Source organism: Pseudomonas sp. B424, assembly GCF_055408345.1.
The window spans coordinates 58100-73140 of record NZ_JBUZTL010000003.1 but is presented as its reverse complement, the minus strand read 5'-3'; the positions used below and the strand labels follow the sequence as shown (position 1 = coordinate 73140).

At 58.3% G+C, this 15041-nt stretch carries 16 protein-coding genes and 1 pseudogene; 4 read left to right on the top strand and 13 right to left on the bottom strand.

Annotation, left to right across the window (positions count from 1 at the left end):
• Positions 1-5: 5 nt before the first annotated feature.
• From ACZRMS_RS05025 to exbB, 4 genes are all read right to left on the bottom strand, one after another.
• Positions 6-926, bottom strand: coding sequence for a LysR substrate-binding domain-containing protein (locus tag ACZRMS_RS05025; RefSeq protein ID WP_463994367.1), 921 nt, complete (start codon positions 924-926; stop codon positions 6-8).
• Between the two features lie 159 nt (positions 927-1085).
• Positions 1086-1832 (bottom strand): TonB family protein, encoded by a 747-nt coding sequence (locus tag ACZRMS_RS05020; RefSeq protein ID WP_463994366.1) that lies wholly within the window; start codon positions 1830-1832, stop codon positions 1086-1088.
• Complete coding sequence (exbD, locus tag ACZRMS_RS05015; protein WP_016782713.1) at positions 1829-2254, bottom strand: TonB system transport protein ExbD; 426 nt, start codon at positions 2252-2254, stop codon at positions 1829-1831. The genes ACZRMS_RS05020 and exbD overlap by 4 nt, the downstream gene beginning before the upstream one ends.
• A gap of 6 nt (positions 2255-2260) precedes the next feature.
• Positions 2261-3241 (bottom strand): tonB-system energizer ExbB, encoded by a 981-nt coding sequence (gene exbB / locus ACZRMS_RS05010; RefSeq protein ID WP_463994365.1) that lies wholly within the window; start codon positions 3239-3241, stop codon positions 2261-2263.
• Positions 3242-3430: 189 nt separating this feature from the next.
• On the opposite strand from exbB, the gene ACZRMS_RS05005 reads away from it, so the two are divergent.
• Positions 3431-4291 (top strand): SDR family oxidoreductase, encoded by an 861-nt coding sequence (locus tag ACZRMS_RS05005; RefSeq protein WP_463994364.1) that lies wholly within the window; start codon positions 3431-3433, stop codon positions 4289-4291.
• Between the two features lie 62 nt (positions 4292-4353).
• Here ACZRMS_RS05005 and ACZRMS_RS05000 read toward each other — a convergent pair whose 3' ends face one another.
• From ACZRMS_RS05000 to ACZRMS_RS04975, 6 genes are all read right to left on the bottom strand, one after another.
• Positions 4354-5094, bottom strand: coding sequence for a hypothetical protein (locus ACZRMS_RS05000; protein ID WP_463994363.1), 741 nt, complete (start codon positions 5092-5094; stop codon positions 4354-4356).
• A gap of 67 nt (positions 5095-5161) precedes the next feature.
• Positions 5162-5542 (bottom strand): RidA family protein, encoded by a 381-nt coding sequence (locus ACZRMS_RS04995; RefSeq protein ID WP_019410296.1) that lies wholly within the window; start codon positions 5540-5542, stop codon positions 5162-5164.
• A 24-nt stretch (positions 5543-5566) separates the two neighbouring features.
• On the bottom strand, positions 5567-7672 hold the full coding sequence (gene spoT, locus ACZRMS_RS04990) for a bifunctional GTP diphosphokinase/guanosine-3',5'-bis pyrophosphate 3'-pyrophosphohydrolase (RefSeq protein ID WP_016782708.1): 2106 nt from the start codon (positions 7670-7672) through the stop codon (positions 5567-5569).
• Positions 7673-7732: 60 nt separating this feature from the next.
• The gene (gene rpoZ / locus ACZRMS_RS04985; RefSeq protein ID WP_003437783.1) at positions 7733-7996 is read right to left on the bottom strand and encodes a DNA-directed RNA polymerase subunit omega; all 264 of its coding nucleotides are present in this window, start codon (positions 7994-7996) and stop codon (positions 7733-7735) included.
• 168 nt (positions 7997-8164) lie between these two features.
• A complete protein-coding gene (gene gmk, locus ACZRMS_RS04980) occupies positions 8165-8785 on the bottom strand; it encodes a guanylate kinase (RefSeq protein ID WP_048361369.1) in 621 nt (206 codons plus the stop codon).
• 13 nt (positions 8786-8798) lie between these two features.
• On the bottom strand, positions 8799-9662 hold the full coding sequence (locus ACZRMS_RS04975; RefSeq protein WP_048361370.1) for a YicC/YloC family endoribonuclease: 864 nt from the start codon (positions 9660-9662) through the stop codon (positions 8799-8801).
• 229 nt (positions 9663-9891) lie between these two features.
• Here ACZRMS_RS04975 and rph point away from each other — a divergent pair, with 229 nt between their 5' ends.
• Together rph and ACZRMS_RS04965 are read left to right on the top strand one after the other, a co-directional pair.
• A complete protein-coding gene (gene rph / locus ACZRMS_RS04970) occupies positions 9892-10614 on the top strand; it encodes a ribonuclease PH (RefSeq protein WP_016782701.1) in 723 nt (240 codons plus the stop codon).
• 34 nt (positions 10615-10648) lie between these two features.
• A complete protein-coding gene (locus ACZRMS_RS04965; protein ID WP_463994362.1) occupies positions 10649-11017 on the top strand; it encodes a DUF4870 domain-containing protein in 369 nt (122 codons plus the stop codon).
• A gap of 60 nt (positions 11018-11077) precedes the next feature.
• On the opposite strand, the gene ACZRMS_RS04960 is transcribed toward ACZRMS_RS04965, so the two are convergent.
• The gene (locus tag ACZRMS_RS04960) at positions 11078-11857 is read right to left on the bottom strand and encodes an exodeoxyribonuclease III (RefSeq protein WP_003437806.1); all 780 of its coding nucleotides are present in this window, start codon (positions 11855-11857) and stop codon (positions 11078-11080) included.
• Positions 11858-11939: 82 nt separating this feature from the next.
• Here ACZRMS_RS04960 and pyrE point away from each other — a divergent pair, with 82 nt between their 5' ends.
• On the top strand, positions 11940-12581 hold the full coding sequence (pyrE, locus tag ACZRMS_RS04955; protein WP_016782697.1) for an orotate phosphoribosyltransferase: 642 nt from the start codon (positions 11940-11942) through the stop codon (positions 12579-12581).
• A 65-nt stretch (positions 12582-12646) separates the two neighbouring features.
• Here the strand turns inward: pyrE and argB are convergent, their stop codons facing one another.
• Together argB and ACZRMS_RS04945 are read right to left on the bottom strand one after the other, a co-directional pair.
• Complete coding sequence (gene argB / locus ACZRMS_RS04950) at positions 12647-13552, bottom strand: acetylglutamate kinase (protein ID WP_048361374.1); 906 nt, start codon at positions 13550-13552, stop codon at positions 12647-12649.
• Positions 13553-13577: 25 nt separating this feature from the next.
• Positions 13578-14981: pseudogene (locus tag ACZRMS_RS04945) on the bottom strand (phosphomannomutase/phosphoglucomutase); the annotation flags it as partial.
• Positions 14982-15041 lie beyond the last annotated feature (60 nt).

The window sequence follows — 15041 nt, the reverse complement described above, 5'->3', positions numbered from 1 at the left end:
CTTACTTACTTCGCAGCAGGCGGCTTGGCCACCGAACACAGACGGATCGAGTCCGCGAGGATTTCAATCGCCTTGGGCCGCGGGAAGCTGGCTCGCCAGGCGATGGCCACGGTGCGAAACGGCACTGGCGGGGTCAACGGACGCACGGCCAGGATGCCGGGAGCGTAGTGATGGCTATCGACCGCCGACAACGGCAGGATCGAGATACCCAAACCTGACGCCACCATGTGACGGATGGTTTCCAGCGAGCTGGATTCAACCGTGGTGTGCATGGCGCCATCATTGCCTTTGGCCACTGTCGGGCAGGCTTCCAGCACCTGATCGCGGAAGCAGTGCCCTTCACCCAGCAGCAGCAGGCTCTTGTCGTTGAGCAGAGCGGCGTCGATGGTTTCTTTTTGGGTCCATGGGTGTTCGCTCGGCATCAGCACGTAGAACGGCTCGTCGTACAGCGGCAGGGTCAGCACGTCCGCCTCCTGGAACGGCAGGGCGATGATGATCGCGTCCAGCTCGCCGTTGCGCAGTTTGTCGCGCAGCACGTGGGTGAAGTTTTCTTCGATATACAACGGCATCTGCGGGGCAACCCGGTGCAATTGCGGGATCAGATGCGGGAACAGGTACGGGCCTACGGTGTAGATCGCGCCCACTTTGAGCGGGGCGGTCAGCTGGTTCTTGCCAGCCTGGGCCAGTTCGCGAATGCCTTGGGCCTGCTCCAGCACCTTTTGGGCCTGGGCCACGATGGTTTCACCCACCGGGGTCACGCGCACGGCGCTTTTGCTGCGCTCGAAAATCAGCACACCGAGTTCGTCTTCCAGTTTTTTCACGCCCACCGACAAGGTTGGCTGGCTGACGTGGCAACGCTCAGCGGCGTGACCGAAATGCTGCTCTTGGGCGAGGGTAACGATGTAGCGTAATTCTGTAAGCGTCATAGCGGCGTCCCTGTGGTTGCGGGCCAAGCATAGCGGCTGCAATCGATAGACGCACGTTATCAGACATTACCCTCAGAGCTACAGTCGCTAATCAATGGCGGGGCTGATTTATCTTGCTCGCAGATGCACAAAGGGCACCCTGAGGTGCCCTTTGCGGTGTTATCGCCGACGTTTGTCGATGGAATAAACGAAGGGTGCCACGATCTCGATACTGCCATTGGTCAGCATTTCAGGCGGTGGCTTGGGCAATGGCTGTGCCCTGCGGATCATTTCCAGGGTGGCCCGGTCCAGATCAGCATTGCCGGAGCGCCCTACCAACTCGTAGGACAGTACCTTGCCTTCAGCATCCACCACGAAGCGCAGACGGTTCAGACCTTCCTTGCCGCGAGACTGCGCAGCAGGCGGGTACTTTTTGTACTTGCCCAGATGGCTCAGCAAAGTACCTTCCCAACTGGCTTTGGCGGCCAGTTGTTGCGCCGACGGCCCCGGGGCCGGTGCAGCTGATTTCTCGCTGGTGTTCTTGGTCGGCGTCGCGTCGCTGGGTTTCTCTTCTGAAGGCTTCTCTTTGACCGGTTCCGGTTTTTCCACAGGCTTGGGCGGTTGAGGCTTTTGCTTGGGTTTGACCGGTTTAGGTACGGAAATCTTCGGCTTTGGCGCTTCGGCCAGCTTGGGTATCGGCAACTCTTCCACTGGCGCCGGCGGTTGTGGTGGTGTCACCACTTTAGGCGGCGCAGGAGGAGGCGGTGCCGGCAGTGGTGCCAGATCAACCATCATCGCTTGCGGCGGAAGTTCGATCGCACGGGGGGTGGACCATTGCAGGGCAAGAATCACTGCCACTGCATGGACACCCAATACCACGGCCAGGCTGGTTGCGTAACGCGTCATCTTTTGGCGCGCTATGGTCATTTCTTGGCTGCCGTCTCAAGTCCGACCAGACCCACCTTCAAGTAACCGGCTGCGCGCAAAGCATCCATCACGCTCATCAGGTCACCGTAGTCCACGCCCTTGTCGGCCTGGAAGAAGATTGTCGTGTCTTTGTTGTTGTGGGTCCTAGCATCCAGGGTCGGGCCCAAAGCCTCAACCGTAACCGGTTCTTCGCCCAGGTACAGGCGCTGATCAGCCTTGACGCTGAGGAACACGGGTTTCTCAGGCCGAGGCGCCGGTTTGGCGCTCGAAGCGGGCAGGTCAACCTTGATATCCACAGTGGCCAGCGGTGCTGCCACCATGAAGATGATCAGCAGTACCAGCATCACGTCAATAAAGGGGGTGACGTTGATTTCATGGTTCTCGGCGAGATCGTCATCGCCTTCTTTTAAATGCAGGCCCATGGCCGATTACCCCACTTTCACCATGTGCGGTTGCGAGCTACGCTCGGGCGGCAAGTGATCGAGGTCACGGCTTACCAGCAGCAACACTTCAGCCGATGCGTCTGCCACTTGAGCCTTGTAGCCAGTGATAGAGCGGGCGAAAACGTTGTAAATCACGACCGCCGGGATCGCTGCAACCAGACCCAGAGCCGTCGCCAGCAGGGCCTCGGCAATACCGGGTGCAACAACGGCCAGGTTGGTGGTTTGGGTTTTGGCGATGCCGATAAAGCTGTTCATGATGCCCCATACGGTACCGAACAGACCGACGAACGGAGCTGTTGAACCGATGGTTGCGAGTACGCCAGTGCCACTGCTCATGTTGCGACCGCAAGCTGCTACCAGACGCTCAAGACGGAAGCTCACACGCTCCTTGATGCCTTCTTTTTCGCGGCTATTGGCCGAGAGACGCATTTCTTCAAGGGCGTCCTGCACCAGCAAATGTGCCAGCGTGCCTTCTTTGGCCGCAGTCTCGCTGGCTTCTTTAAGGGTGCGGGCTTTTTTCAGGTGGATGATTTCTGCGCGCAGACGACGCTTGGCACCCAGAACTTCAAAGCCTTTGGCAATCCAGATGGTCCAGGTGATGATCGAGGCGATGGCCAGACCGATCATTACGATTTTTACGACAATGTCCGCGTTTTTGTACATGCCCCAAGGCGACAGGTCATGGGCCATGCCCAGGCTGTTCTCTTCTTCGGCAATGATTTGCGGCGCGTCATCGGCCGGGGCAACAGCGCCCTCAACCAGTGTAGGATCAGTCGCACCTGGTGCAGCAACAGGTGCCGGGGCAGCAGCCTCAGTGGCGGCGTGTACAGCTGGAGCAGCAGGCTCGTCGGCAAATGCCGCGACAGGTGCCAACATCAAGCTGAACATCAGCGCCGCTACCCCACGCCAGACGCGTGTTGGGCTCAAAGGCTGGGTTGGCGAAGCGGTGGGATGATTGCGTGTCATGCTAGCCGGACCTGAGAAAAGTAATGAGGTAAAGCCCTACAACGCGGTGTAAGACCAAGGGCAAAATGATGCGTTATTATTGCAAGTAATTCTTGTTAACAAAAGCAATAGCATCTGTTTTTTTCGAAACTCACGACTTTGGTCGTGTCTATTTACGTCACTTTGTAACTTTTCATTAGGAATTTTGAGATGCCAAAAGCCTCTGTTTTGATCGCCGGATGCGGTGATATCGGCAGCCGCATGGCCACTCAACTGCTCGCCAATGACTGGCAGGTGTATGGGCTTCGGCGCTCGATCGAGCGGCTGCCTGCGGGTGTCATCGGGGTGGCTGGCGATTTGTTCAGCGAGCAGTGCCCGGCGCAATGGCCATCGGGCGACATCGACTATGTGGTGTACAGCGCCGCTGCAACCGAGCATGACGAGGCGGGTTATCAAGCTGCGTATGTGGACGGGCTGAAGCACACCCTGAGCTGGCTCAAGCAACACGGCCAGAAGCCAAAGCGGTTGCTGTTTGTCTCCAGCAGCAGCGTTTTTGCCCAGAAGGACGGAGAGTGGATTGATGAGACCTCACCCGCCCGGGCAACAAACTACTCGGGGCGAATCATGCTCGACGCCGAGCAGGTGGCGCTCAACAGCGGCATTGCCGCCAGTGTGGTGCGTCTGACCGGGATCTACGGGCCGGGCCGTGAGTGGATGCTGGGGCAGGTACGTAAAGGCTATCGCGTAGCCATCGACCCGCCGATGTATGGCAACCGCATCCATGCCGACGACGCGGGCGGCCTGTTGGCCTTTTTGCTTGAGGCTGACCGCCAGGGTAAAGCCCTGGACGACTGCTACATAGGCGTCGATAACGCACCGGTGCCACTGGCCGAGGTGGTGGGCTGGTTACGTGAACGCCTGGGAGTGACCGAGTGGGCTGCCGAGACAAGCACCCGCAGGGCGGGCAGCAAGCGCTGCAGCAACGCCCGCGCCAAGGCACTGGGCTGGGAGCCGCGCTACTCGAGCTATCGCGAGGGGTATGCCGAGATTCTGGACGGGAAAGCCCTGTAAAGCCTGTAGCCACTGACAAGGATCGAAGGCTGCATCCTCGGCGGCTACAGGGTTAATACGGTTTACAGCTTCTCCAGCACCCACTCACGCTTGCCCGGGTAGAACTGGGGCATGTCGTCGGGTGCGGAGGCGTCCAGCGCCTGGAAGATTTCAAGCCGGCGACCATCGCGCACAAAAATGTGCGCAGCGCCAACCTCACCCTGCTGCAACCACAGGCTGTCGTACTCGCCACTCATCGATGCGCAATCGCCAGCCAGGCACAGGGCGTAATTCTGGATGCCGGGCAGACCTTGAAGCTGGCCATCTGGGGCGAAAATCACCTGATTGCCCTGGCCCTTACCGCTAGCAATACGCCATTTACCGCCCAGATAGGCTGAGTTGAGTGACGTTTCAAAGCTGGTTCCCAAGGGTGCGTCGCTTGCAACGCTGACACGCGAACGAGCAAATGCCTGGCGCGGCTCGGCCTCGGTCTCGCCCTGGATCAGCGACTCACCGTCCAGGCTCAGGCCTGTGGCGCTGCTGCCATAAAAGCTGACTTGCCATCCACCATCGTTTTCAGGCAGCAATTTGCCTTCAACCCGTTCAAAGCCGTTGGTGTACTGAGCCGTAGCGTTTTTGGCGTCGATGTCCCATTCAAGGTTCGGCCCATAGGCCAGCAGGGCTTCGCGCAAGTTGCCGCCACTGGCAGCTGCGTCGATTGCGGCCTGATTGATCCAGACACCACTGATGTCGCGGTGGGCGGGTACGCCGGCACAACCCCCCAGAACAACAGTGAGCAGTGACAACACGAGCGCTTTGCGCATGGCGGGGTCCTTTTGAAACAAGGAGGAGCGGGGGTTGGCGCAGCATGAAGACGCTGCGCCGAGGGTGTTACTCAAGTACCAGAATAGCGTCCATCTCTACCTGCGAACCCTTTGGCAGGGCTGCAACGCCGATGGCGGCGCGGGCCGGGTATGGCTGTTCGAAGTATTTGCCCATGATCTCGTTGACCTTGGCGAAGTGGCTCAGGTCAGTCAGGAAGATGTTCAGCTTGACGATGTCCTTGAACGAACCACCAGCAGCTTCAGCCACCGACTTCAGGTTTTCGAAAACCTGAACAGTCTGGGCTTCAAAGCCTTCAACCAGTTCCATGGTTTTTGGGTCCAGCGGGATTTGACCGGACATGTAGACAGTATTGCCAGCTTTGATCGCCTGAGAATAAGTACCGATTGCAGCAGGTGCCTTGTCGCTGGTGATAACAGTCTTGGACATGGGTGACTCCTTGTAATTAGATGGCTACGCACGCATACGAGTGATGCGGATAACCCCGGTAAGGGCGCGCAGTTTTTTGATCACGCGAGCCAGGTGCACGCGGTCGTGCACGCTGACCACCAGTTGAACGACGCTGATTCGACCATCGCGTTCGTCCATGCTGATCTTTTCGATGTTGCCGTCGGCGGCGTTTACGCTGCTGGCCAGCAGCGCAATCAGGCCGCGCTGGTGTTCCAGCTCGACGCGCAACTCGACGTTGAATTCGCCGGTAACGTCCTTGGCCCACGAAAGCTGGATGCATTTTTCGGGGTTATGGCGGATTTCACTGATATTGCGGCAGTTGTCCAGATGCACAACCATGCCTTTGCCCGCAGACAGATGGCCAACAATCGGGTCTCCCGGGATCGGCGTACAGCATTTGGCATAACTGAGCACCAAACCTTCCGTACCGCGAATCGCCAGCGGACCTTCCGGGCTAGGCAACGCTTCGCCTTCGCCCAGCAGACGTCGGGCCACCACGTAGGCCATGCGATTGCCCAGGCCTATGTCTTCGAGCAGGTCTTCGATCTGCTCCAGACGATACTCCTGGAGCATGGCCTGGACGCGCTCGGCCGGGATCTTATCCAACGCACTGTTGAAGCCGTTGAGCACTTTGTTCAGCAGGCGCTCGCCCAGATTGACCGACTCGGAGCGACGCTGCAGCTTGAGCGCATGGCGGATATGCGTGCGCGCCTTGCCGGTGACCACAAAGTTGAGCCAGGCCGGGTTGGGACGCGCGCCGGGCGCACTGACGATCTCGACCGTGGAGCCACTTTGCAGCGGTTCGGACAACGGCGCGAGCCGGCGATTGATCCGGCACGCAATGCAGCTGTTGCCCACGTCGGTATGCACCGCGTAAGCGAAGTCGACTGCCGTGGAGCCTTTGGGCAGCTCCATGATCCGGCCTTTGGGCGTGAAGACGTAGACCTCGTCCGGGAACAGGTCGATTTTCACGCTTTCAATAAATTCTAGGGAGTTGCCAGCGCGCTGCTGCATCTCCAGCACGCCCTTGACCCATTGCCGCGCCCGGGCATGTGTACCCGTGTGCTGCTCGTCGCCACTGGATTTGTAGAGCCAGTGAGCGGCAATACCGTTGTTGGCCATTTCTTCCATCTCACGGGTACGGATCTGAATTTCGATCGGTACGCCATGCATGCCAAACAGCGTGGTATGCAACGACTGATAGCCGTTGGCCTTGGGAATGGCGATGTAGTCCTTGAAGCGGCCAGGCAGGGGTTTGTACAAATTATGTACAGCGCCCAACACCCGGTAGCAGGTGTCAACCTTGTCGACGATGATCCGGAACGCGTAAACGTCCATGATCTCGTTGAAGGCCCGGCGTTTGCCGCGCATCTTTTTGTAGATGCCGTAGATATGCTTTTGACGACCGCTGACTTCGCCCTGAATGCCATCAATGGCCAGACAGTGGCTGAGCGATTCTTCAATTTTGTTCACGATCTCTTTGCGATTGCCCCGGGCGCGTTTTACGGCCTGATAAATGCGCGCGGAGCGCATCGGGTACATCGCCTTGAAACCGAGGTCTTCGAATTCGATACGAATGCTGTGCATGCCCAGCCGATTGGCAATGGGTGCATAGATTTCCAGGGTTTCCTTGGCAATCCGTCGGCGTTTTTCGCCGGACAGCACTTCGAGGGTACGCATGTTGTGCAGGCGGTCAGCCAGCTTCACCAGAATCACGCGAATATCACGCGCCATGGCCATGGCCATTTTCTGGAAGTTTTCGGCTTGGGCTTCGGCCTTGGTTTCGAAGTTCATCTGAGTCAGCTTGCTGACCCCATCGACCAGATCGGCCACGGTTTCGCCGAACTGCGCGACTAGCGCTTCCTTGGCAATACCGGTGTCTTCGATTACGTCATGCAGCATGGCCGCCATCAGGCTTTGATGGTCCATATGCATGTCGGCAAGGATGTTTGCCACTGCCAGCGGATGCGTGACATAAGGCTCGCCGCTACGTCGGCGTTGGCCGTCGTGGGCTTGTTCTGCGTAGAAGTACGCCCGGCGGACCAGATTGACCTGGTCCGGGCCGAGGTACGCCGACAAGCGATCGGCGAGGGCGTCTATGCTCGGCATGAGGAAACCTCCTGCCAAAACTTTTTACCCTTCGCCGTGCTATGTCGACCGGGCATAGGCTTAGTTCGCCTCGTTGGACTCGTCCTCGAACGCTGCGAACAGCGGTTCGTCTTCGACGATTTCAGCGTTGGCGATAAACTCGTAGCTCATCAGGCCTGCAGCGATTTCACGCAAGGCAACAACGGTAGGCTTGTCGTTTTCCCACTCAACCAGTGGCTCTTTACCGCCGGTGGCCAGTTGACGGGCACGCTTGGTAGAGAGCATGACCAGCTCAAAACGGTTATCCACGTGTTCTAGACAGTCTTCAACGGTTACGCGGGCCATGGTCTTCCTCGTAGCAAATGCAATATGCGCGCTGCCCGGATGGGCGAGCGGACTAAACAGTTTAAAAAATCACCAGCCATTAGGGAAGCGCTGATTTTTCGAGCATTGCCCAAAAAACCTCTGTAAGCGCCAATGTAAAGCCCTTACAGGGGTTTTGGGAAGTGCTCTTTAACCGAGTAATTCGGCCAGTAATTTGCCGAAACGCTGCTGCTGACGCTTTTGCTGGAGCCGATTGGCGCGAAAAATGGCCTTCAGGTCCTCAAGTGCCAGAGCAAAATCGTCGTTGATGATCAGGTAGTCGTAGTCAACATAGTGGCTCATTTCACTCACGGCTTCGCGCATGCGACCGTCAATGATTTCGCTGCTGTCCTGGCCACGATTGTCCAGGCGCTGACGCAAGGCTTCCTGGCTAGGCGGCAAGATGAAGATCGAACGCGCCTGGGGCATCAGCTTGCGAACCTGTTCGGCACCTTGCCAGTCGATTTCCAGAATCAGGTCGTGGCCTTCATCCAGTGTCTGCTGCAAGTGGCTCTGGGACGTGCCGTAAAGGTTACCGAACACTTCGGCGCGCTCCAGGAAGTCACCGTGCTCGATCATTTTCACGAACTCTTCGCGCTCGACGAAATGATAGTTCACGCCGTTCACTTCACCTGGGCGCATGGCACGGGTGGTGTGCGAAACCGAAACCCGGATCTGCGGTTCAACGTCGATCAACGCTTTGACCAGGCTGGTCTTGCCTGCGCCCGAAGGAGCAGAAACGATATAAAGGGTGCCAGTGCTGTGGGTCATGTCAGGGGATGCCTTACTCAATATTCTGTACTTGTTCACGCATCTGCTCGATCAACACCTTGAGGTTGACCGCCGCTTGAGTGCTGCGTGGATCGAATGCCTTGGAGCCCAGGGTATTGGCCTCTCGGTTAAGCTCTTGCATCAGGAAGTCCAGACGACGACCCGCGGCACCACCCGACTTGAGCACGCGACGCACCTCAAGAATATGGGTGCTCAGGCGGTCCAGCTCTTCGGCCACATCACTTTTTTGCGCCAGCATGACCATTTCTTGCTCAAGACGCTGCGGATCAAGCTCGGCCTTCATGTCGGCAAAGCGATCGAGCACTTTTTGACGCTGGGTGGCGAGCATCTGCGGTACCAGTTCGCGCAGGGTGTCGACATCGCTTTCAATGGCGCTCAAGCGCTCGCTGATCAAGCGGGCCAGCTCCGCGCCTTCGCGCTCGCGGCCACTTTTGAGCTCTTGCAGACCTTGCTTGAACAGCGCCAGCGCCTGGCTGTTCAGGGCTTGCGGGTCGCTGGCATCAGCCACCAGAACACCAGGCCAGGCCAGTACTTCCAGCGGGTTGAGTGCAGCCGGCTGCTTGATCAGGCTCGCGATGGTTTCGGCGGCGGCCACCAGTTGCGCCGCGCGTTCACGATCAACCTGCAAGGGCTTGCCCGTGGTTTCTTCGGTGAAACGCAGCGTGCATTCCAGCTTGCCCCGGGAGATCCCCTGACGCAGCGCTTCACGCACGGCACCTTCCAGGTCACGGAACGATTCAGGCAGACGCAGGTGCGGCTCCAGGTAGCGGCTGTTGACCGAACGCAGCTCCCAACTCAGGGTGCCCTGAGTGCCGGCGCTTTCGACGCGGGCAAAGGCGGTCATGCTATGCACCATGGACGGTACCTCGCGATTCAATGAATTAAGCCTGACGGCAATTTAGGCGCCAGATTGTAGCGCAGTGCGGCCAACTGCCCCAAATGACGTCGGTCGTAAATACGTTTAAGCACCCGTATCGCCCGACTGCGCCCTTCGTTACGCGTCAGCGACTACAGACGCGCCCTGCGCAGCCATGGCCTTTCCTTTATAATGCTCGGCAGTTTTCCGTCCCGTACAGGTATCCCACATGAAACGTCCAAGTGGTCGCGTTGCCGATCAGCTCCGTCCGATCCGCATCACCCGCAACTACACCAAACACGCAGAGGGTTCTGTACTGGTCGAGTTCGGTGACACCAAAGTCATCTGCACCGTCAGCGTCGAGAACGGCGTGCCGCGTTTCCTTAAAGGCCAGGGCCAGGGCTGGCTGACTGCCGAGTACGGCATGCTCCCACGCGCTACCGGCGACCGTAACCAGCGTGAAGCCAGCCGCGGCAAGCAAGGCGGGCGCACCCTGGAAATCCAGCGCCTGATCGGCCGCTCCCTGCGTGCAGCGCTGGACATGTCCAAGCTGGGCGATATCACCCTGTACGTCGACTGCGACGTGATCCAGGCTGACGGCGGCACCCGCACCGCCTCCATCACCGGTGCCATGGTTGCACTGGTCGACGCACTGAAAATCATCAAGAAGCGTGGCGGCCTCAAAGGCGGCGACCCTATCAAGCAGATGATCGCAGCCGTATCGGTAGGCATGTATCAGGGCGTACCGGTACTTGACCTGGACTACCCTGAAGATTCGGCAGCCGAAACCGACCTGAACGTAGTAATGACCAGTTCCGGTGGTTTCATCGAAGTTCAGGGCACCGCCGAAGGCGCGCCGTTCCAGCCTGAAGAGCTGAACGCCATGCTCGCACTGGCACAAAAAGGCATGAACGAAATTTTCGCCCTGCAGCAAGCTGCATTGGCGGATTGATTGTCCAAGTCTTAACAACTACCCGGAGAACGCCATGAGTGAGCTGGACCTTTCAAAACCCGAACCGAGCCGCGACGCTCGCAAATGGGCCATGTTTTGTCACTTCTCCGCGTTCCTCGGGATGTGGTTTCCGTTTGGCAGCCTGATCGGCCCGCTGATCCTGTGGCAGATGAAACGCGAGAGCGACCCCTTTATCGACGACCAGGGCAAGGAAGCGCTGAACTTTCAGATCACCGTGGCGATTGCTTCGGCTATTTGCTACGTGCTGATGTTCGTTCTGATCGGCTTCGCCCTGCTCGGCCTGGTGCTGATCGGCGCTGTGGTGCTGGTGGTGATTGCAGGCGTCAAGGCCAATGACGGGGTGGTGTACCGCTACCCCTTCACCTGGCGTCCGCTCAAGTAAATCAGCGCCCACAAAAAAGCCGACAGCGATGTCGGCTTTTTTGTATCAACGAAAAGACACTTAGATTGTCAGTGTCCAGTCGTAGTCCACGATCAATGGCGCATGTTGCGAGAAGCGTGGCTGACGCGGCAAACGAGCGCTTCGTACAAAGCGACGCAAGCCCGGTGTCAGCAACTGATAGTCGAAACGCCAGCCCAGGTTCAGCATCTCGGCCTGTTCGTTGTCCGGCCACCAGCTGTACTGGTCACCTTCACGGCTGACTTCACGCAGGGCATCGACATAGCCCATGTTGCCGACAATCTCATCCATCCAGGCCCGTTCAGGCGCCAGGAAACCAGGCGATTGCTGGCTGTCGCGCCAGTTTTTAATGTCGAGCTTCTGCTGCGCCACATACAACGAGCCGCAGTAGATGTACTCACGACGTTTGCGGCGCTGCTTGTCAAGGTAGCGTGCAAAATCGTCCATTAGCTTGAATTTTTGATTCAAGTCTTCATCGCCGTTCTGCCCCGAAGGGAGCAGCAAGGTCGCGATGCTGACCTTATCGAAATCGGCTTGCAGGTAGCGCCCGTAGCGATCGGCCGTCTCAAAGCCCAGCCCAGTGATGACTGCTTTCGGTTGCAACCGCGAGTACAAAGCCACACCGCCTTGGGCAGGGACTTCAGCTTCGCAGGCATAAAGAAAGTAGCCATCGAGCTGGTAAGCTGGATCGTCCAGTTCAAAGGCGGAGGCGCGGGTGTCCTGCAGGCAGATAACGTCGGCATTCTGAGCTTGCAGCCAACTGAGCAAACCGCGCTCGACTGCCGTCTGAATACCATTGACGTTCACACTGATGATCCGCATAAATGGCCCCAAAAATCACGTGCGTGTATGATACACGCGGTCTTACTAATTAGCTAAATCCGTGGTATCTGGGGCATTTTTCATGCAAGCGTATCAGCGCGACTTCATCCGTTTTGCCATCGATCGCGGCGTACTGCGCTTCGGTGAGTTCACCCTGAAGTCGGGGCGTACCAGTCCTTACTTCTTCAATGCCGGCCTGTTCAACACAGGCTCTGCGCTGGCTCAGTTGGGGCGCTTCTATGCAGCGGCCATCGTTGACAGCGGCATTTCCTTCGACGTGCTGTTTGGCCCGGCCTACAAGGGCATCCCCCTGGCCGCGACCACAGCTGTCGCCCTGGCCGAGCACCACGACCGCGATCTTCCATGGTGCTTCAACCGCAAGGAAGCCAAGGCACACGGCGAAGGTGGCAGCCTGGTTGGCTCGCCGCTCGAAGGCGATATCCTGATCATCGACGACGTGATCACGGCCGGCACCGCCATCCGTGAAGTCATGCAGATCATTCAGGCCCAAGGCGCCAAGGCCGCGGGCGTGATGATTGCCTTGAACCGTCAGGAACGTGGCAATGGCGAGCTGTCGGCAATCCAGGAAGTCGAACGCGACTTCGGGATTCCGGTTATCAGCATCGTGTCGTTGAACCAGGTTTTGCAGTACCTGGCCGAAGACGAAACGCTCAAGCAATACCTGCCAGCCGTTGAAGCGTACCGGGCGCAGTACGGGATCTAAACCCGCACAGCCCCCATAAAAAAGCCCCGCCCGGCAATCGCCGGGCGGGGCTTTTTCAGTTCGGTTTAAACCGATTTGCTGTTGGTGATCAGCGTACCCACACCGGTGTCGGTAAAGATTTCCAGCAGTACCGCGTTCGGTACACGACCGTCGACGATATGCGCCGTGGTCACGCCACCTTGCACGGCTTCCAGCGCACAGCGGATTTTCGGCAGCATGCCGCCGTAGATGGTGCCATCGGCGATCAGGTCGTCCACCTGGGCAGTGGTCAGGCCGGTCAGCACCTTGCCCTGCTTGTCCATCAAGCCAGCGATGTTGGTCAGCAGCATCAGCTTTTCAGCTTTCAGTGCCTCGGCGACTTTACCCGCCACCAGATCGGCGTTGATGTTGTAGGACTCGCCGTTTTCACCCACACCAATGGGCGCGATGACCGGGATGAAATCACCCTTGGTCAGCATGTGCAGCAGGTCCGTGTTGATCCCGACCACTTCACCCACATGACCGAAGTCGATGATTTCCGGGGAGGTCATTTCTGGCGTCTGGCGGGTTACTACCATTTTCTTGGCCCGGATCAGCGTGGCGTCTTTACCCGTCAGGCCGATGGCGCTGCCGCCATGGCGATTGATCAGGTTGACGATTTCCTTGTTCACATGGCCACCGAGCACCATCTCAACCACGTCCATGGTCTGCGAGTCGGTCACGCGCATACCGTCGATGAAATGACTCTCGATGGACAAACGCTTGAGCAGATCACCGATTTGCGGCCCGCCACCGTGAACCACGACCGGGTTGATACCCACGGCCTTCATCAACACGATGTCACGGGCAAAACCGGTTTTAAGCTCGTCGTTCTCCATGGCGTTGCCGCCGTATTTGATCACCAGCGTCTTGCCGACGTAACGGCGAATGTAGGGCAACGCTTCGGACAAAACCTTGGCGACGTTGGAGGCGGCATCACGTTCGAGGGTCATTCAGGGCTCCGGTAGAACAAGTCGATCAAAACGGTAGTTGGAGATCAGGGGCCACACGCTTGAGTTGGGCGTGAAAGACGTCCTTGATACGTTGCAGTTCGGCCTCGGTTTCGGCCTCAAATCGCAGCACCAGCACCGGTGTGGTATTGGACGCGCGAACCAGGCCCCAGCCATGCGGGTAGTCGACCCGCACACCATCAATGGACGTCAGCTCGGCGCCGTCACCCCATTGGGCGTCGTGCAGGGCATCAATGATGCTGAATTTGCTCTCATCCGTCACATCGATATTGATCTCAGGCGTGGAAATATCGTTCGGGAAAGCCTCAAACAGCTCTTCGCACGTCTCCTGGCGCTTGCTGAGGATCTCCAGCAGGCGCGCGGCGCTGTAAATACCGTCATCGAAACCGAACCAGCGTTCTTTGAAAAAGATATGCCCGCTCATTTCACCGGCGAGCAAGGCACCGGTTTCTTTCATCTTCTTTTTGATCAATGAATGGCCGGTCTTCCACATCAGTGGGCGGCCGCCCCGCTCCTTGATCAGCGGGATCAGGCGACGAGTGCACTTCACATCGAAAATGACCTCGGCCGCCGGGTTGCGTTCCAGCACATCCTGAGCGAACAACATCAGCAGGCGGTCCGCAAACACCATGGTGCCCGCGTTGGTTACCACGCCCACACGGTCGGCATCACCATCGAAGGCCAACCCGATATCGGCATGGTTTGCCTTGACTGTGGCAATCAAGTCCAGCAGGTTTTGCGGCTTGCTCGGGTCTGGATGGTGGTTGGGAAAATTACCGTCCACCTCGCAGAACAACGGGATGACTTCACAGCCCAGGGCTTCGATCAGTTGCGGCGCGATCACACCGGCGACGCCGTTGCCGCAGTCCACAACCACCTTCAAGCGCCTGGCCAGCTTGATGTCCCCGGTAATCACATCGGCGTAGCGCGGCAAAATATCAACGCGCTCAATGCTGCCTGCGCCCCAGGTCAGGTCGTTGGTTTTCAGACGTGTATGCAGCGCCTGAATTTGTTCGTCGGCCAGCGTATCGCCCGCGATCACGATCTTAAAACCGTTGTAGTTCGGCGGATTGTGGCTTCCCGTGAGCATCACGCCCGATTTGCCCGCCAACACATGGGTTGCGTAATACAGCGCAGGCGTCGGCACCAGGCCCACATCACTGACCTGGCAACCGCTGTCCGCCACACCCCGGATCAAACGCTCGACCAATTCAGGGCCAGACAAACGCCCGTCGCGACCCACCGACACATGGGGTTCACCCTTGGCCAGGCTCTCAGCACCTATGGCACGGCCAATCCAGTACGCGGTTTCAGCCGTCAACGTTTCTGGCACCACGCCACGAATGTCGTAAGCGCGAAAAATGCTGTCAGGGAATTTGGGTGCGACCGACGCTGGGCTACTCATTGCAGGGGGACTCCACGCTCAGAGGGTTCGGAGGGATACGCTGAAGCGGTCAGGCAGAACGCCTGA